Annotated in this window: 13 protein-coding genes; 12 read left to right on the top strand and 1 reads right to left on the bottom strand. The window is 44.1% G+C overall.

Annotation, left to right across the window (positions count from 1 at the left end; all coding sequences use genetic code 11):
- The first annotated feature begins 1 nt into the window (after position 1).
- From MLE17_RS04960 to MLE17_RS04905, 12 genes are all read left to right on the top strand, one after another.
- Positions 2-1,117, top strand: coding sequence for an endo-1,4-beta-xylanase (locus MLE17_RS04960; RefSeq protein WP_243347625.1), 1,116 nt, complete (start codon positions 2-4; stop codon positions 1,115-1,117).
- Positions 1,118-1,147: 30 nt separating this feature from the next.
- The gene (locus tag MLE17_RS04955; RefSeq protein ID WP_243347624.1) at positions 1,148-2,125 is read left to right on the top strand and encodes a glycoside hydrolase family 43 protein; all 978 of its coding nucleotides are present in this window, start codon (positions 1,148-1,150) and stop codon (positions 2,123-2,125) included.
- Between the two features lie 17 nt (positions 2,126-2,142).
- Positions 2,143-4,260: an alpha-glucuronidase family glycosyl hydrolase gene (locus MLE17_RS04950; RefSeq protein WP_243347623.1), complete on the top strand. Its 2,118-nt coding sequence runs from the start codon at positions 2,143-2,145 to the stop codon at positions 4,258-4,260.
- A gap of 179 nt (positions 4,261-4,439) precedes the next feature.
- The gene (gene uxuA, locus MLE17_RS04945; protein WP_243347622.1) at positions 4,440-5,612 is read left to right on the top strand and encodes a mannonate dehydratase; all 1,173 of its coding nucleotides are present in this window, start codon (positions 4,440-4,442) and stop codon (positions 5,610-5,612) included.
- Positions 5,613-5,633: 21 nt separating this feature from the next.
- On the top strand, positions 5,634-6,449 hold the full coding sequence (locus MLE17_RS04940; RefSeq protein ID WP_243347621.1) for an SDR family oxidoreductase: 816 nt from the start codon (positions 5,634-5,636) through the stop codon (positions 6,447-6,449).
- 412 nt (positions 6,450-6,861) lie between these two features.
- Positions 6,862-8,802, top strand: a complete 1,941-nt coding sequence (locus MLE17_RS04935) for a sialate O-acetylesterase (protein ID WP_243347620.1) — start codon at positions 6,862-6,864, stop codon at positions 8,800-8,802.
- Positions 8,803-8,979: 177 nt separating this feature from the next.
- On the top strand, positions 8,980-9,444 hold the full coding sequence (locus MLE17_RS04930) for a hypothetical protein (RefSeq protein ID WP_243347618.1): 465 nt from the start codon (positions 8,980-8,982) through the stop codon (positions 9,442-9,444).
- Between the two features lie 177 nt (positions 9,445-9,621).
- Positions 9,622-9,921 carry a hypothetical protein gene (locus MLE17_RS04925; RefSeq protein ID WP_243347617.1) on the top strand — a complete coding sequence of 100 codons (300 nt, stop codon included), beginning with the start codon at positions 9,622-9,624 and terminating at the stop codon, positions 9,919-9,921.
- A gap of 837 nt (positions 9,922-10,758) precedes the next feature.
- Complete coding sequence (locus MLE17_RS04920; RefSeq protein WP_243347616.1) at positions 10,759-11,262, top strand: hypothetical protein; 504 nt, start codon at positions 10,759-10,761, stop codon at positions 11,260-11,262.
- Complete coding sequence (locus tag MLE17_RS04915; protein ID WP_243347613.1) at positions 11,259-11,594, top strand: hypothetical protein; 336 nt, start codon at positions 11,259-11,261, stop codon at positions 11,592-11,594. The genes MLE17_RS04920 and MLE17_RS04915 overlap by 4 nt, the downstream gene beginning before the upstream one ends.
- 186 nt (positions 11,595-11,780) lie before the next feature.
- Entirely contained in the window at positions 11,781-12,569 is a 789-nt protein-coding gene (locus MLE17_RS04910) for a hypothetical protein (RefSeq protein ID WP_243347612.1), read from the top strand.
- A gap of 27 nt (positions 12,570-12,596) precedes the next feature.
- Positions 12,597-12,962: a hypothetical protein gene (locus tag MLE17_RS04905; protein ID WP_243347610.1), complete on the top strand. Its 366-nt coding sequence runs from the start codon at positions 12,597-12,599 to the stop codon at positions 12,960-12,962.
- Between the two features lie 177 nt (positions 12,963-13,139).
- On the opposite strand, the gene MLE17_RS04900 is transcribed toward MLE17_RS04905, so the two are convergent.
- Complete coding sequence (locus MLE17_RS04900) at positions 13,140-15,914, bottom strand: RICIN domain-containing protein (RefSeq protein WP_243347608.1); 2,775 nt, start codon at positions 15,912-15,914, stop codon at positions 13,140-13,142.
- Positions 15,915-15,957: the final 43 nt, after the last annotated feature.

The raw sequence follows: 15,957 nt of genomic DNA, 5'->3' as shown, positions 1-15,957 counted from the left end.
AATGCAAATCAAACGATCTCTGGTTGCGGCGGTTGCACTACTGACAATCATATTTACTCCGGGAAAATGCATTGCCCAACAAACAGTTAAAGATGCTCTTAAGGGAAAATTCCTGATCGGAGCAGCAATCAACGATGATCAGGTGACGGGTAAAGATTCTCTTTCGGATAAAATTCTGATACAACATTTTAATTCCATCACAGCCGAGAACTGCATGAAAAGCGAGGTGGTACAGCCTGAAGAGGGCAAGTTTGACTTCACTCAGGCCGATCGTTTCATAGCATTCGGGGAGAAGCTCAACATGTCTATTCACGGGCACGTGCTCATTTGGCATTCGCAGGCACCAAAGTGGTTCTTTGTGGATAAGAATGGAAAAGATGTTTCCCGCAAAGTGCTGATAGAACGCATGAAGAAGTACATCACCACGGTTATGAAACGCTATAAAGGCAGGATTAAAAGCTGGGATGTGGTCAATGAAGCCATTATGGACGACGGTTCGTTCCGACCAAGCAAATTCTATCAAATAATTGGCGAAGACTATATTCGGTTGGCATTTCAGTTTGCACGGAAAGCAGATCCCAAAGCACTGTTGATTTATAACGACTACTCTATGGCATTGCCCGGTAAAAGGGAAGGGGTTGTGAAAATGATCCGCAATCTTCAGAAGCAGGGAGTCAAAGTCGATGGTATCGGTATGCAGGGACACTTTTCAATGGATTTCCCAACGGTAGCTGATGAAGAAAAAAGTATAGAAGCTTTTGCTGCATTGGGAGTCAAAATATCCATCTCGGAACTGGATATGACTGTATTGCCTTCTCCTTACCAGGGAGCAGATGTCGCTCAAAAGGTTGCTTTCGAAAAGGGGATGAATCCTTATGCGAATGGTTTGCCCGATTCCGTATCGACAACCTGGAATAACCGTATGGGAGAGTTTTTCCGCCTTTTCCTCAAACACAGTGATCAGATCAGCCGGGTGACACTCTGGGGAGTTACCGATCATCAAACCTGGCGCAATGACTGGCCTATTCGCGGACGAAAAGATTATCCGCTGCTCTTTGACCGCAACTATCAGCCTAAAGCGGTGGTGCAAACCATCATCGAAGAGGCTTCCCGTTAATTCATTTCTCAAAAATACTAAAGCAATTATATGATGAAAACACCACGCTACTTAGTAAAAGATCTCTATACCGCAGACCCTTCTGCTCACGTGTTCAACGGAAAGATATACATTTATCCCTCTCACGACATCGAATCGGGCATTCCCGAAAACGATAACGGCGACCACTTCGATATGCGTGATTACCACGTGTTTTCGATGGAGGATATAGATGGCGAAGTGACTGATCATGGTGTGGCGTTGGATGTAAAAGATATTCCATGGTCCGGACGTCAGTTGTGGGCGCCTGATGCAGCTTGCAAAAACGGTAAATACTATCTCTATTTCCCATTAAAAGACAAGAACGATATTTTCCGCATTGGCGTGGCCGTCAGCGATAAACCGGAAGGTCCGTTTATTCCGCAAAGCGACCCTATCAAAGGCAGTTTCTCAATTGACCCGGCTGTGCTCGAGGACAACGAGACTAACTATTACATCTACTTCGGTGGATTGTGGGGCGGTCAGTTGCAGCGTTACCGGGACAATAAAGCGATTGAGAATCCAGCATTTCCTGCCGATGATGAACCGGCGTTATATGCTCGCGTAGCCAAACTCAGTGACGATATGCTGGAGTTTGCCGAAGAGCCGCGTGATGTCGTGATTATCGATGAAAAAGGCGAACCCCTGAAAGCCGGTGACAATGACCGTCGCTACTTTGAAGGCCCCTGGATGCACAAATACAACGGTAAATATTATTTCTCCTATTCAACGGGAGATACCCATAAACTCTGTTATGCGGTGGGCGATAATCCGTATGGACCGTTTACTTACCAGGGCGTTATCCTGACTCCTGTAGTCGGTTGGACTACGCACCATTCCATTGTAGAGTTTAAGGGGAAATGGTATCTGTTCCATCACGACAGTGTGCCATCAGGTGGTAAGACCTGGTTGCGAAGCATCAAGGTGGTAGAACTGGAGTATAACGAAGATGGAACGATTAAAACCATTGAAGGAGGTGGCAATCAATAATTTTTGAATTTACCTGAATGAAAAAATGTATAGGAATTGGGTTTATTGCCTGCATATCGGTCCTTAATTCGTTTGCTGAAGATGGCCACCAGTTGTGGCTGCGTTTTGCGGCAACAAAGGTAGCTGCTATGCCACTTACAAAAGTTACCGGAGATACTTCGTTGTTGGCCGTAAAAGAGTATCGACGTGCTGTTTCAGCCATGACCGGGCGTTTGCCCGAGGTCTCTTCTCAGTTGGAAAATAAAAGCCTGCTTTTTGCAACATCCGGGAATAAGACAATTGCACGTTTGGGCTTGTCAACTTCGCTGAAGCAATCAGGCCCGGAAGGATATATCATCAAAACGGTACAGCTGGATGGAAAGCAACTGACAGTTATCGCTTCAGAATCGGATAAGGGTCTTTTGTACGGTGCATTTCACCTGTTGAGGCTGATCCAAACCGGCAAGGCAAATGACGAACTGAATATTACTGAAAAGCCGTCCTACAACGTCCGTGTGCTTAATCACTGGGACAATCTGGATGGAACGGTGGAGCGTGGTTATGCCGGTCGTTCCATCTGGAAATGGGATGAACTACCGGGAATGGTTTCGCCCAGATATACCGAATATGCAAGGGCAAATGCATCAATCGGCATTAACGGTTCGGTGCTCAATAACGTAAATGCTTCACCCGAGATGCTCTCGACAGCTAATCTTCAAAAGGTGAAAGCGATTGCCGGAGCGTTGCGTCCTTATAATATCAAGGTCTATCTCTCCATCAACTTTTCTTCTCCAGCCAAACTGGGAGGCTTGCCGGATTCCGATCCGTTAAAACCGGCGGTACGGAAATGGTGGAAGGATAAAGCAGATGAGATCTACAAACTGATTCCAGACTTCGGAGGATTTCTGGTAAAAGCCAATTCCGAAGGGCTTCCCGGCCCACAGGACTATGGTCGCACCCATGCTGACGGAGCCAATATGCTGGCCGATGCTCTCAAACCTCACAAAGGAATCGTGATGTGGCGGGCGTTCGTCTATTCCCCGGGAAAAGACGAACGGGCAAAATTGGCCTACAAAGAGTTTCAACCGCTGGATGGCAAGTTCAGGGACAATGTGATTATTCAGGTGAAAAACGGTCCGATTGACTTCCAGCCAAGGGAAGCATTTAGTCCGCTTTTCGGAGCAATGAAGAAAACGCCCCTGATGCCCGAATGGCAAATCACGCAGGAGTATCTTGGATTTTCCAATCACCTGGTTTTCCTTGCATCGTTGTGGCAGGAGTTTTTGCAAAGCGATACTTATTGCAAAGGAAAAGGTTCAACAATTGCCAAAGTAACCGACGGTACATTGTTTAAACAACCGGTTACGGCCATTGCCGGTGTTGCCAATATCGGTGAGGATGCCAACTGGTGCGGATACACCTTTGCGCAGGCTAACTGGTACGCATTCGGACGCATGGCTTGGAACAACAATCTCACCGCATCTGATATTGCCGACGAATGGATCAAGATGACTTTTACCGGAGATCCGGCTTTTGTCAATCCGGTAAAAGATATAATGACTACCTCACACGAAACGGTGGTCAGCTACATGATGCCACTTGGGCTACATCACATATTTGCCTGGGAACACCACTACGGGCCTGAGCCCTGGTGTGAAGTGCCAGGGGCGCGTGAGGATTGGTTGCCCCGCTATTACCACAAGGCAGATAGCGTGGGACTAGGATTTGATCGAACTACGCAGGGAAGCAATGCTGTTTCACAATATTATTCTCCTTTAAAGGAAGAATATAATAACCTTTCCACCTGCCCGGAGAAGTACCTGCTCTGGTTTCATCATGTGCCGTGGGACTATAAGATGAAAAGCGGAAATACCTTGTGGAATGAGCTTTGCTATAAATATGACTCAGGAGTAAAACAGGTTCGTCATTACCAGACTCTCTGGGATCAGATGGAGCAATATGTGGATAATGAACGATTCAGCCAGATACAATTCAAACTGCGCATTCAGTCGCGCGATGCGGTGTGGTGGAAAGATGCCTGTCTGCTCTATTTCCAGCAATTCTCAAAGCGTCCGATTCCTTACGACATCGAACGTCCGGTGCATGATCTGGATGAACTGATGAAGATTAAGCTGAATCTGAAACATCATAACTAACATTTCAATATAAAAATCTTGTGTCCGTGAGGACATGTCTGTTGTCTAAATAACTAGTCAAGTGGTGATGGTTGTGTGGTAGCGGAAAGGCAGGGGTATGCAAGTTGCCTCTGTCCTTTCCCAAACCCACCACAAAGCCGTAAAAGAACAATCGAACAAACAATACAAAAATATTACCTATGGAAAAAACATGGCGTTGGTTTGGCAAGAAGGATAAGATTACGCTTTCGATGCTGAGACAAATCGGAGTGGAAGGTATCGTAACTGCCCTGCACGATATTCCCAATGGCGAAATCTGGACTGTAGAAGCCATTGAAGACCTGAAAAATTACATCGAATCCTTTGGTCTTCGCTGGTCTGTAGTGGAAAGTCTGCCGGTCAGCGAAGCGATTAAATATGCCGGCCCGGAACGTGACCAGCTGATTGAGAACTACAAAGTAAGTCTGGCCAATCTGGGGAAATGCGGTGTAAAGACCGTTTGCTATAATTTTATGCCGGTCATTGACTGGATTCGCACCGACCTGGCGCATCCGTGGGCTGACGGTACATCATCGCTCTATTTCGATAAAGTGCGTTTTGCATACTTCGATACCCGCATTTTGCAGCGCGAAGGAGCAGAACAGGATTACACAGCTGAAGAATTAGCTAAGGTTGCCGAACTCGATAAAGTCATCACCGAAGCAGAGAAAGACGATTTGGTCGATACCATCATCGTGAAGACTCAGGGATTCGTAAACGGAAATATCAAAGAGGGCGACCAGAATCCGGTGGCTATCTTCCGTCGTTTGCTAAAGCAATATGAAGGCATTGACCGCGATCGGTTGCGCGAAAATATGCGCTACTTCCTCGCAGCCATTATGCCGGTGTGTGAAGAATCTGGCGTAAATATGTGCGTACACCCCGATGACCCTCCCTTCCAGGTATTGGGATTGCCTCGCATCGTGACCTGCGAGAATGACATCGACTGGTTACTGAATGCCGTGGATAATCCTCACAACGGATTGACTTTCTGTGCGGGTTCATTAAGTGCGGGAATCCATAATGATGTTCCGGCCTTGGCAGCCAAATATGCCAAACGTACCCATTTCGTTCACCTGCGTAGTACAAACGTGATGGAAAACGGCAACTTCATCGAATCCTCTCACCTCGAAGGACGCGGTCGGTTGATTGACCTGATTCGCATTTTCGAAAAAGAGAATCCGACTCTCCCGATGCGTGTGGATCACGGTCGCCTGATGCTGGACGATGCCGATAAGGGCTACAATCCGGGCTACTCATTCCACGGCCGTATGCAGGCATTGGCACAAGTGGAAGGCATAATGGCTGTAGTAAATGACGATTTAAAAAGATAATGAGCTTATAAAATTCTTATCATGAACGAAATGTTTAGCATTGCAGGCAAAGTGGCAGTGATCACCGGTGCCGGTGGTGTATTGGGCGGAAGTGTAGCCCGTAGTTTTGTAAAAGCAGGAGCAAAAGTCGTAGCGCTTGACCTGCGTCAGGAACAACTCGATGCAAGAGTTGCCGAGTTGAAAGAGCTGGGTGGAGATGTAATCGGTTTCGTGGGCAACGTACTCGATATCGAAAGTCTTGAAAATACCGCCAAACTGATTGTGGAAAAATGGGGTCGCATTGATATTCTGTTGAATATAGCCGGTGGTAACTTGCCCGGAGCAACGTTGAATCCCGATCAGCATATTTTTGATATGAAGATTTCAGATTGGGAGAAAGTAACCAATCTGAACCTGAACGGAACTGTTTACCCAAGCATTGTTTTTGGAAAAGTAATGGCTGATCAGGGCGAGGGAAGCATCATCAATATGTCTTCGATGGCGGCCATCAGCGCGATTACCCGCGTACCGGGCTATTCGGTGGCGAAATCGGGAATCAGCAACTTCACCCAGTGGCTGGCGATGGAGTTTGCCATGAAATATGGAGATAAAGTGCGCGTAAATGCATTGGCGCCGGGCTTCTTTATCGGTGACCAAAACCGTGCGGTATTGTTGAATCCGGATGGCTCACTCACAGACCGAAGCAAAAAGGTATTGGCTAAAACACCGATGAACCGTTTCGGCGATATTAACGAGCTGAACGGTGCTATCCAGTTTCTGTGCAGTGAGGCGGCCAGCTTTATTACCGGTGTTGTTTTGCCAGTGGATGGCGGTTTCTCCGCATATAGTGGAGTGTGATAACATTCAATCAAAATAAAATCTGTTAGTTTAGTATTAGTCCTTGTCAGGATGCCGGCCCAATACAATGTTTTTGGTGTCCGGCATTCAGGCGTTTACGATATACTGATAAGAAATCTCTGATAGTTTGCACATAGCTTTCATGAGCGAAAGGGGCGATAAAAACAATCTACAAAAACGTTCTACCTTCAATAAAATGCACACCTTTATGGGTGCAGCGGTTTTTAACCGCTGATTGTCAGCGAATAAAATCGCGGTTGAAAACGTGACACCCGATGGTATCCTACAATCAATAAATTGAATACGGACTCGCACTATAGAGCCTCTCGATAAAGACAATACCTTATTATTGGACAAACCTGACAGGTTTTAAAAAACCTGTCAGGTTTAGTAACAAAAACAACAAATGACAATGAAAAACCAACGAAAACTCTTCACCCTCTGCCTCCTGTTACTAGGCATCTCCATCATATCCAATGCCCAAATCAGATTACCAAAGCTGATTGGCAACGGAATGGTGTTACAACGCAATACAGAACTGAAAATCTGGGGATGGGCCTCACCAAATGAAAAGGTGCAAATCGCATTTAACCAAAAGAAATACGAGACCACGACCAACTCGGATGGCAAATGGGCAATAACGCTTCCCAAAATGAAAGCGGGTGGTCCATATACCATGACGCTAAAGGGTGTCAACGAGATAACCCTGAGAGATATCTGGGTAGGCGATGTGTGGGTAGCTTCCGGCCAGTCCAATATGGAGCTGCCGATGTCAAGAGTGAGACTGCTTTACGAAAAGGAAATTGCCAACGCTGCCAATCCGGCCATCCGGTTCTTTACAGTGCCACAGCAGTACGATTTCAACACGCCGCAGGCCGATCTCTCTTCAGGCGAATGGAAGGCCGCAAACCCCGATAATGTTCTGGATTTCTCCGCAGCGGCTTATTTCTTTGCCAAAGATATTCATGCCAGATATCACGTGCCGGTGGGAATCATCAACAGCAGTCTGGGAGGATCGCCCGCGCAGTCGTGGATTAGCGAAGAGACGCTGAAGGCTTTCCCCGAATATTACACCGAGGCGCAACGATTCAAAGACCAATCGCTTATCAACCGGATAGAGTCGGAGGAACAGGCGAAGATTCGCGACTGGTACAGCCTGTTGCGGCAGAAAGATGAAGGATATCAGAATCCTTCGGCCAACTGGTTTGATCCGAACCTGAATACTACCGATTGGGCGACGATGAAAGTGCCCGGTTACTGGGCGGAAACTCCGCTGGGTCAGGTAAACGGGGTGGTGTGGTTCCGCAAAGAGATAGAGCTGACAGCCGAACAGGAGGCTCAACCGGCGAAACTCAACCTGAGCTGCATTGTCGATGCCGATTCGGTCTGTATCAACGGTGCGTTTGTGGGGACAACCAGCTACCAATATCCTCCTCGCTGGTACAACGTGCCTGCCAATGTGTTGAAACCCGGCAAAAACATCCTTGTGGTACGGATTATCAGTAACTCCGGCAAAGGCGGTTTTGTGTTGGATAAACCTTACGAGCTGACGGTCGGGGAGCAAAAGATTAACCTGAAGGGCGACTGGCAATACAAGTTGGGTGCAACGATGGAGCCGACACCCGGCATGACCTTTATCCGCTGGAAACCGGTCGGACTCTACAACGCGATGATTGCCCCGTTGCTCAAAACCCGCATCAAAGGCGTCATCTGGTATCAGGGGGAAGCCAATACAAGCAAGCCGGAAGAGTACCGCGAACTCTTCCCAACGATGATTCGTGACTGGCGCAATCACTGGGGAGAAGGGGATTTCCCGTTCCTCTATGTGCAGTTGGCCAACTTTATGGAGACGAAAAGCGAACCGGCCGAAAGCAACTGGGCGCAACTTCGCGAGTCGCAACGTCAAACGCTCAGCCTGACGAAAACCGGCATGGCGGTGACCATCGATTTGGGGGAATGGAACGACATTCACCCGCTGAATAAGGAAGAGGTAGGCAAGCGTCTGGCGCTGGCTGCCCAAAAGGTGGCTTACGGGGATAAGAAAATCGTCTCCTCCGGTCCGGTGTACCAATCCATGAAGGTGGAAGGCAATAAAATCATCCTGACCTTCAACAATACCGGTAGCGGATTGGTGGCTAAAGGGACAGGAGAGCTCCGTTATTTCGCCATCGCCGGAGCCGACAACAAGTTCGTGTGGGCAAAAGCCAAAATCGAAAACAACAAGGTCATCGTGTGGAATGAAAATCTCCCTAATCCGGTGACTATCCGCTATGCCTGGGCCGACAATCCCGAAGGAGCGAACCTATACAACAAGGAAGGATTGCCTGCATCGCCGTTTACGACTGCGAAGTAGGATATAACCTAACCGGTTTTGAAAATCGGTTAGGTTTATGCTCATACTACAGGGGCGTGATGAATAATCCGCCCCTTTTTCATGCCCGTATGGGAATAAAAATAGCCGGTTATACGAAAATATAGACAGATTACAGTCGATACATTGGTAGATTACAAGAGAATATTGGCCGATTACATGAAAATAATTGCCGATTACAAGAGAATATTGGCAAATTACAAGAGAATATTGACCGATTACAGAAGAATATTGACTGATTACATGAAAATATTTGCCGATTACAAGAGAATATTGGCCGATTACATGAAAATAATTGCCGATTACAAGAGAATATTGGCCGATTACAAGAGAATATTCGCAGATTACAGAAGAATATTGACCGATTACATGAAAATAATTGCCGATTACAAGAGAATATTAGCCGATTACAGAAGAATATTGGCAAATTACAGAAGAATATTGACTGATTACATGAAAATATTGGCAAATTACAAGAGAATATTTGCCGATTACAAGAGAATATTGACCGATTACAGAAGAATATTGACCGATTACATGAAAATAATTGCCGATTACAAGAGAATATTAGCCGATTACAGAAGAATATTGGCAAATTACAAGAGAATATTGACCGATTACTGAATAATATACGCATATTTTATGGGTAAATTGTACGATTACAGCCTGAAACAGGCTAGCCTGATATTCTGTTTGAATTGTGTATATTTGTTTAGTTGAATTGGGGTTAGTTTTCCAGCACGAGTTACGCTTCGCTAAACTTGCGCTAGTGGAGGACCGGATACTTAAAAATAAAAGACAATGCTAGATTTTTATATTATAAAGGACGACCAAGCAAAACCAAATGCCCCAAAACAAGCAGAACTGGAATTTGCAGGAGGACTTGATGATGAAACTTTTGACAACCTTCAAAACAAAGGGATTATTGATAGAAGATTTGATTATTATTCAGACTTCAGGTTAGATACTGCGTTAATTAGGCAAATTCGACAGAACATTTCGCGAAAACAGTTACAATATGACGTTGATGTGAAAAAACTAAATCAATTATTTGACATTGCAGACAAACGACAGTGTGGACTGATTGCTTATGGGGACTAACCTCTTTCCCGCGAGTTTGAAAAGTAACTTTTGGCGCGGGTTTAGCGAAAGCGTAACCCGTGCCTAAAACAAAGACAGCTTGTAGCTGTCTGACTAAAACAATACAAGTAATCAACCATGCAGATAGCTTGTATAATTGGAGAATTCTTCGAATTCTAAAACAGCTACAAGCTGTTTGGATTTCCAGCACGAGTTACGCTTCGCTAAACTCGCGCTAGAGAGGAGCTAATTTATGAGATTGGGAAAGTAGGTTATTAAATTGTCATATTCAAAGTATATGAAGTATATTGGAATTGTCGTTTTCGTTGTATTAATACATACTTTCATAGTCGCTCAAGAAAATAAGAATACAGATCATCTATTTGTTGTGGCTATTAATGAAATGAAATCACATAAGGTGAGAAAAATAAAACCTAAAGTCTCATGCTATGAAGTCGATTACTGCACAGTTCGTCATTTGGGCTATGATTTGAAATTTGAGAAATGGAATGGTGATTCTCTGTCAGATAGGCGAATATTTGTAGGTAGTCAAAGAATTAAGATTATATCATTCAAGAATAAGGACATCGAAATAAATAAGTCCACTTTTCCTGAATATGATTTCTCAACTTATATTTTTGATCGGAAGAGACATCTTCTAAAAATAATGTCTAGTTTGCCAAGTTGTACAGGATTATCATGCAAATATCAGATTATCCAAGTGATTGACTTGAGAAATAAACTCTGTTATGAGAAAATTATTAGGTATTATAGATGATAGAATGAAGCCTTCTTTCTCGCGCTAGAGTAGAGCTGTGTAAGCATATGAGATCTTGAAATAAAGAAGATAAATTAGATATGGAAAATAAGTACTTTAAGAAAAAGAGCGTATTTGTTTCAATAATGGTATTGGGGTTATTGGGATTTGTTCAATCAGTATTTGCTGTTGATGTTTTGAAGAATGTCGCGTTGAAAAACGATATTTATTTTAAAGCCATTTGTAAGGTACAGCTTGTATATTCTGACAAATCGAACAGAAAATATATTCAACTATCACAAGATAATAAGTTGACGACTTCTATTCGTTTACCTATTCCTGATGATGAGGTGAAAAATTTCTCAGTTGATAAAATAGAAGAGACGAATACCGGATTTAAGCTAAATGTTTCCTGGGGGGATATGTACTACTATTACAATAGAGAGTTTTATTTTTGCTTTATCAATAAGAAATTCTATTTGAGCGAAATTAAAGTCAGGGACAAAATCTATGACCCACAGAAAACAATAAATAAAGTTCAAAAGCTAAACAAACCTGTCCCTATTGAGAAATTTAATATCTTTCAATACACTGATAAACAATGAATAGAAATAAGATAACTAAGATATTCTGGAGAATTCTCGCTGTTATGATATTGATGAATGTAATTTATGTATACGGGTATAGAATACTAAATGATTACTTTGTCGATAATAGTGCAGATTTGATTAAGGCGGTAATTATTGACGAAGAAAATATAATACCGAATTCACATGGAGTACATCCGGAATATACATATTCATACCAATTTGAAATAAATGGGAAGAAATATACAGGCAATTCTCATGATAAATCTTTAGCAATAGGAGATACTATTAACGTGAGATTTTTTAAACCATGTCCATATTTCAATAAACCACTTAATCCTACGGATTAATGTAAGACCCTACAAAATGTCGAAAGCATTGAGGTAACTTCTGGTTCAAGTTTTCAAAACTTGGACCTAAAATAAGAGCAGTTTATAACTGCTTGAAGAAATATCAATTTGAAGACAGAAACTGTTTTGAGTCCGGATTTCCGTTAAGCTCTATATCTAGGGGAAAATAAAATAAAAGAATACACAATGAAGACAGGTGTTATAAGATTATTGGGTTTGACTTTAATTATTCTTTCCGGAATAGCTTGCAAAGAGAATAAACGGAAATATTACTTCTTCAACTCCTCGGATAAAGTTCCCAATAAAGGCATAGTAGCAGGTGATGTAAAGAACGGAAAAGAAAATGGCATGTGGCAAATCTTTGATGGAAAAGATACTGCTCTTTTGACACAGGGGCATTACTCCGAAGGATTGAAGACAGGGAAATGGACTTACGTTATTTCTAACGAAAAGAAGATTGTAAACTGGAAGATCTATGAAGATAAGAAGAATAAACTGGTAGTAAATCTTCCGGATGATTGGGATATTGTAAACTATAATAAGATATTACTTACGGCAACCTTTAAACCCAAAAGCAAGATCTCCCAAACAAAATTCTTCGCCATTTTAAGGCAGGATACCAGTAACATTCATTTAAGTCTGGATCAGTATTATAGAATGAGTGTGTCAGAATTAATAAGAAATTTCAAGGTGACGTCTCAGAAATATTTTCTACTCAAAAACAAAGAACAAAAGATCTATTTCTCATCGTATTCAGTGATAAAACATGGTGAGCCGGTGTTATTGTTGAACTATATTTTTTGTATTGCAGGTCAAATATATGATTTCAGTTATTCATCTTCAGATCAGGACCCTGACCTGAAAAGATATATTATCACCGATATTGTTCAACATTGCTATGTCAACAATCAAAGGTTGATAGATCCGTTTAAAAGTATTGAGGTTATCCCGGTTATTCCGCATTTTAAACGATAAAGAATGCAATAGTTTTAAAGTGACTAGATGAATAAGAAAACTCAGCAAAAAATAAGATTAAAAGATCTCAGATACCTGTTTGATGGTGCAAATAAATTAAAGATGGCTGTGATTTTTACTGTCTTTGCTATAATCGTATATGTAGTATTTGTAAATCAATTAGACTACAATAGATTGAAAGATAGCGGAACTGGAACCAAAGGTATTGTATTTGACAAAAGGATTCCCGGATATAGAGGTATTGTCAATACTTATTACCGGTTCTCTGTAAAAGGCGTAAGTTATGAAGGGATCTCTGATGACGATGATAAGATCCAAATCGGAGATTCGTTTGATATAATGTACTTAGAGTCAGACCCCCAAATAAACAGAAGTCTATCAATGATGAAATAAAGTTGACAACGTTTGCAGTAGGAAACTATTCCGCCCCCTTGTTGATTATTGTCTGGTTATAGGTCATTGAGCATTGGTTCAATTTCCCAACTGGCAACACCACCACCCCCAACAAAAAAGCTCCTGCTTTACCATTACGGCAAAAGCAGGAGCTTTTCATTTATAAAGAATAACTTATCAATGTCTGACGATCAGTTTCTTCATCTGAGTCTCTTCGCTGTTGGTCAGCTTAAGCGTGTAGATACCGGAAGGCAGGTTGGAAACATTCAGTTCGGTATCGGTGGTATTATTCATCACTTTGGTTATGACCAATCTTCCGTTTATATCAAAAACCGAAAGCGTTGAATTGTCGTTTGCCGAAGGATAATTTACATGGATCACATCACTCGCGGGAACCGGCCATACAGAGAGTTCCCGGTTATTGCGGACATCATTCACCCCGCTTGTAACTTCCGATACCACCTGAGATACTTCGCTGGCAGACAAAGCGTAGTTATACACCCTGAAATCGTCGATGTAAGCATTGAGCAAAGGATCGGAGAACTGGCTGCGGCCGATGTAGTTCAGCACCGGTTTGAAGTCCAACGGGCTGATGGTGATAGCGCTGGATTCTGCTGCCTGTACGCCATTTACATAAATGCGGGCGCCGGTTGTGCTTAATGTTATCGCCACATGAGTCCATTTCCCTACTGACATTGAGGTTGTGTTCAGTTGTTGCTCGGTTCCTCCGTTTTTGATGCCGAATCGCATTTGACCTGAACCGTTATTCGGGGTGAGGTACATGTATTGAGTCTGGTCGTTGCCGAAGTCAAAGATACGCTGCCAGCCTGCACCACTTCTCCAGTAAACCCAGGTAGCAATGGTCAGCTCTTTCTGGTTGGCCATGGTAGCCGGAAGCTGAACAAAGCCAGTGGATCCATTCAGGAAAATAGCTTTACCCATTTTGCCCTGAACGTAAGAGATCGTGCCGTAGGTCGCGCTGTGGTTGAGGTTGATGGTCGTGTCCTGCGTATTCCCGTTGAAAGGCAGTTGCATTACCAGGGTATTGCTTCCGGTGGCAGTTGCCGAAACTTCATTCGAGTAAGTCGAACGGTTGAGCGAGTTATCCACCGCTTTTACTTTATAGTAATAGGGGCCTCCTGTGGTGGCGGTATTATCAACGAAAGAGGCTGTTTTCACGTTACGGGCAATGGTATTATATGCGCCACCGGCTGAATCAGCACGGTAAACGTTGTAGCCGGCAACATCCGCATCACCGCTGGCCGTCCAGTCCAGACGGATAGATTCTGCGTTCGGAGTCGCCACTAAATTGCCCGGAGCACCTGGCGCTACAAATTCGATAGGCGCACCTACCGGAACAAAACGCCACTGCTGGCTGGTTACGCCGGTCTTATCCCATTGTACGATGCTTGCTCCTGATGAAGTGCTGGAATTTGAAACCATCAGGCATTTTGCACTCTGGCGGTTGCGGATATAAAACCATCCATCCTCCGCATATTCCAGGTACCACTGCTGGTTAGTCCCTTTGGTATCATCCCACTGCTGTACATTAGCATTATTATCCAGCGAAAAGTTGATTACATCAGGTACTTTGGCGGTGCTGACATTCTTAAAGGTAAAATAGCTGAAGTCACCACCAATGCGCGAATCTACCGGATTTACATTCCATTGCTGATATTTGTAGGTTGCATTGAATGTCGATTGATTGAGATTAAGGCCATTGGTCGTGTAGCCGAGTGGTACAGTCAACACCTTGCCACTGTTGCGGTTTACTACGACATAGGATCCGTTAATAACAGGCTGGATGTCTTCGCCCCAGGTAACATTGACCACTCTCTCGGCATTGGTCTGTCCGGTTTGGTAAGCCGTACCGCCAGGCATCACCATGGTATATTCACGCTGTGGGCCGTAGCCATCATAGTACACATCCCTGTCTTTGGATAAAAAGCGATAGGTAGTCGTTGCAGCCTGACGTTCCGATGTACCGCCAAAGGCCTGAATCTTTCCATCCAGGTTGCGATAGACTGATGCTGCTGTCCAGTTGGGACGGTGTTCGGCATAGCCGAGGCGTTTGCCGTCACTCGCTTTGACAAACTCACCGCGGGCATACTCGGCAGTACCCCACCATATCCCGTTTTGCATACCATATTCAGCGCCCACCATAGCCTCCATGACATTGTGCAGCTCATCATTGGTTGCCTGGTCTCCATTTGCTCTCACCGTCTGATAGAAGGTGGCATAGTTATCAAAACTCCCTGCAAGCTGGTGGGTATTTCCTTCGTCCAGTCTGGACTTTAATGTGTTGTACCAGTTCAAAGCCTGGTCATCATTCAGTGTATTACCCCCACAAATGCGGATAGTGTCGAAGCGGGGATTCTTTTTCAGCTCACCAATGATATTGTAAAAGTCGGTTACGGTACCCTGTCCTGTCGCAGAATTATCCGGCTCGTTAAACGGCGCGATTGAAACCACTCTGCGGCCATGTGCCTGAACGCGTTTAGTGGTCACATCCATCAGCTGTGCCCAGTGATCTGGTCTGCCATTGTACCAAGAGGATACAGTCGGATTATCGTCATTGAGCATCACGACCGTTTTGGGAGACAGCAAATCCATGATAGTCAATCGTTGGTTGAGCGTGGCGAGTTCAGCCGGCTTAAGGTCACCGTTGATTAATGAATCTGTTGGTGTGAAGGACGATCTCACGACATCCACCCGGTCTGCTCCCATAAAGGCAATCCCGCGGCGAATGTTTGTCTCGCTGAGCCAGGCAAGGTCCAATCCCCAGGTGAGTGGTTTGGCAACGCCGCTGTCAGCAACGCTGAATGAAACTGTCCGGTCAGGAATCGGCTGGGCAACCAGGAAGCTACTTGCGCTGGTCGATTGTGCGTTCAAAGTGGCAAATTCTAACCCCAACAACAAAAGCGTTATTACTGAGAGTTTCCTTTTCTTCATAGATTAGTTTTGGATTAATAATAGTTTAGGCATGGGAAGTAGT

Origin of the sequence: Parabacteroides sp. FAFU027 (genome assembly GCF_022808675.1) — a bacterium.
Taxonomy (GTDB): Bacteria; Bacteroidota; Bacteroidia; order Bacteroidales; family UBA7332; genus CAXXIC01.
Note: the sequence above shows the minus strand (reverse complement) of the source record. Positions and strands in the feature narration are given on the sequence as shown.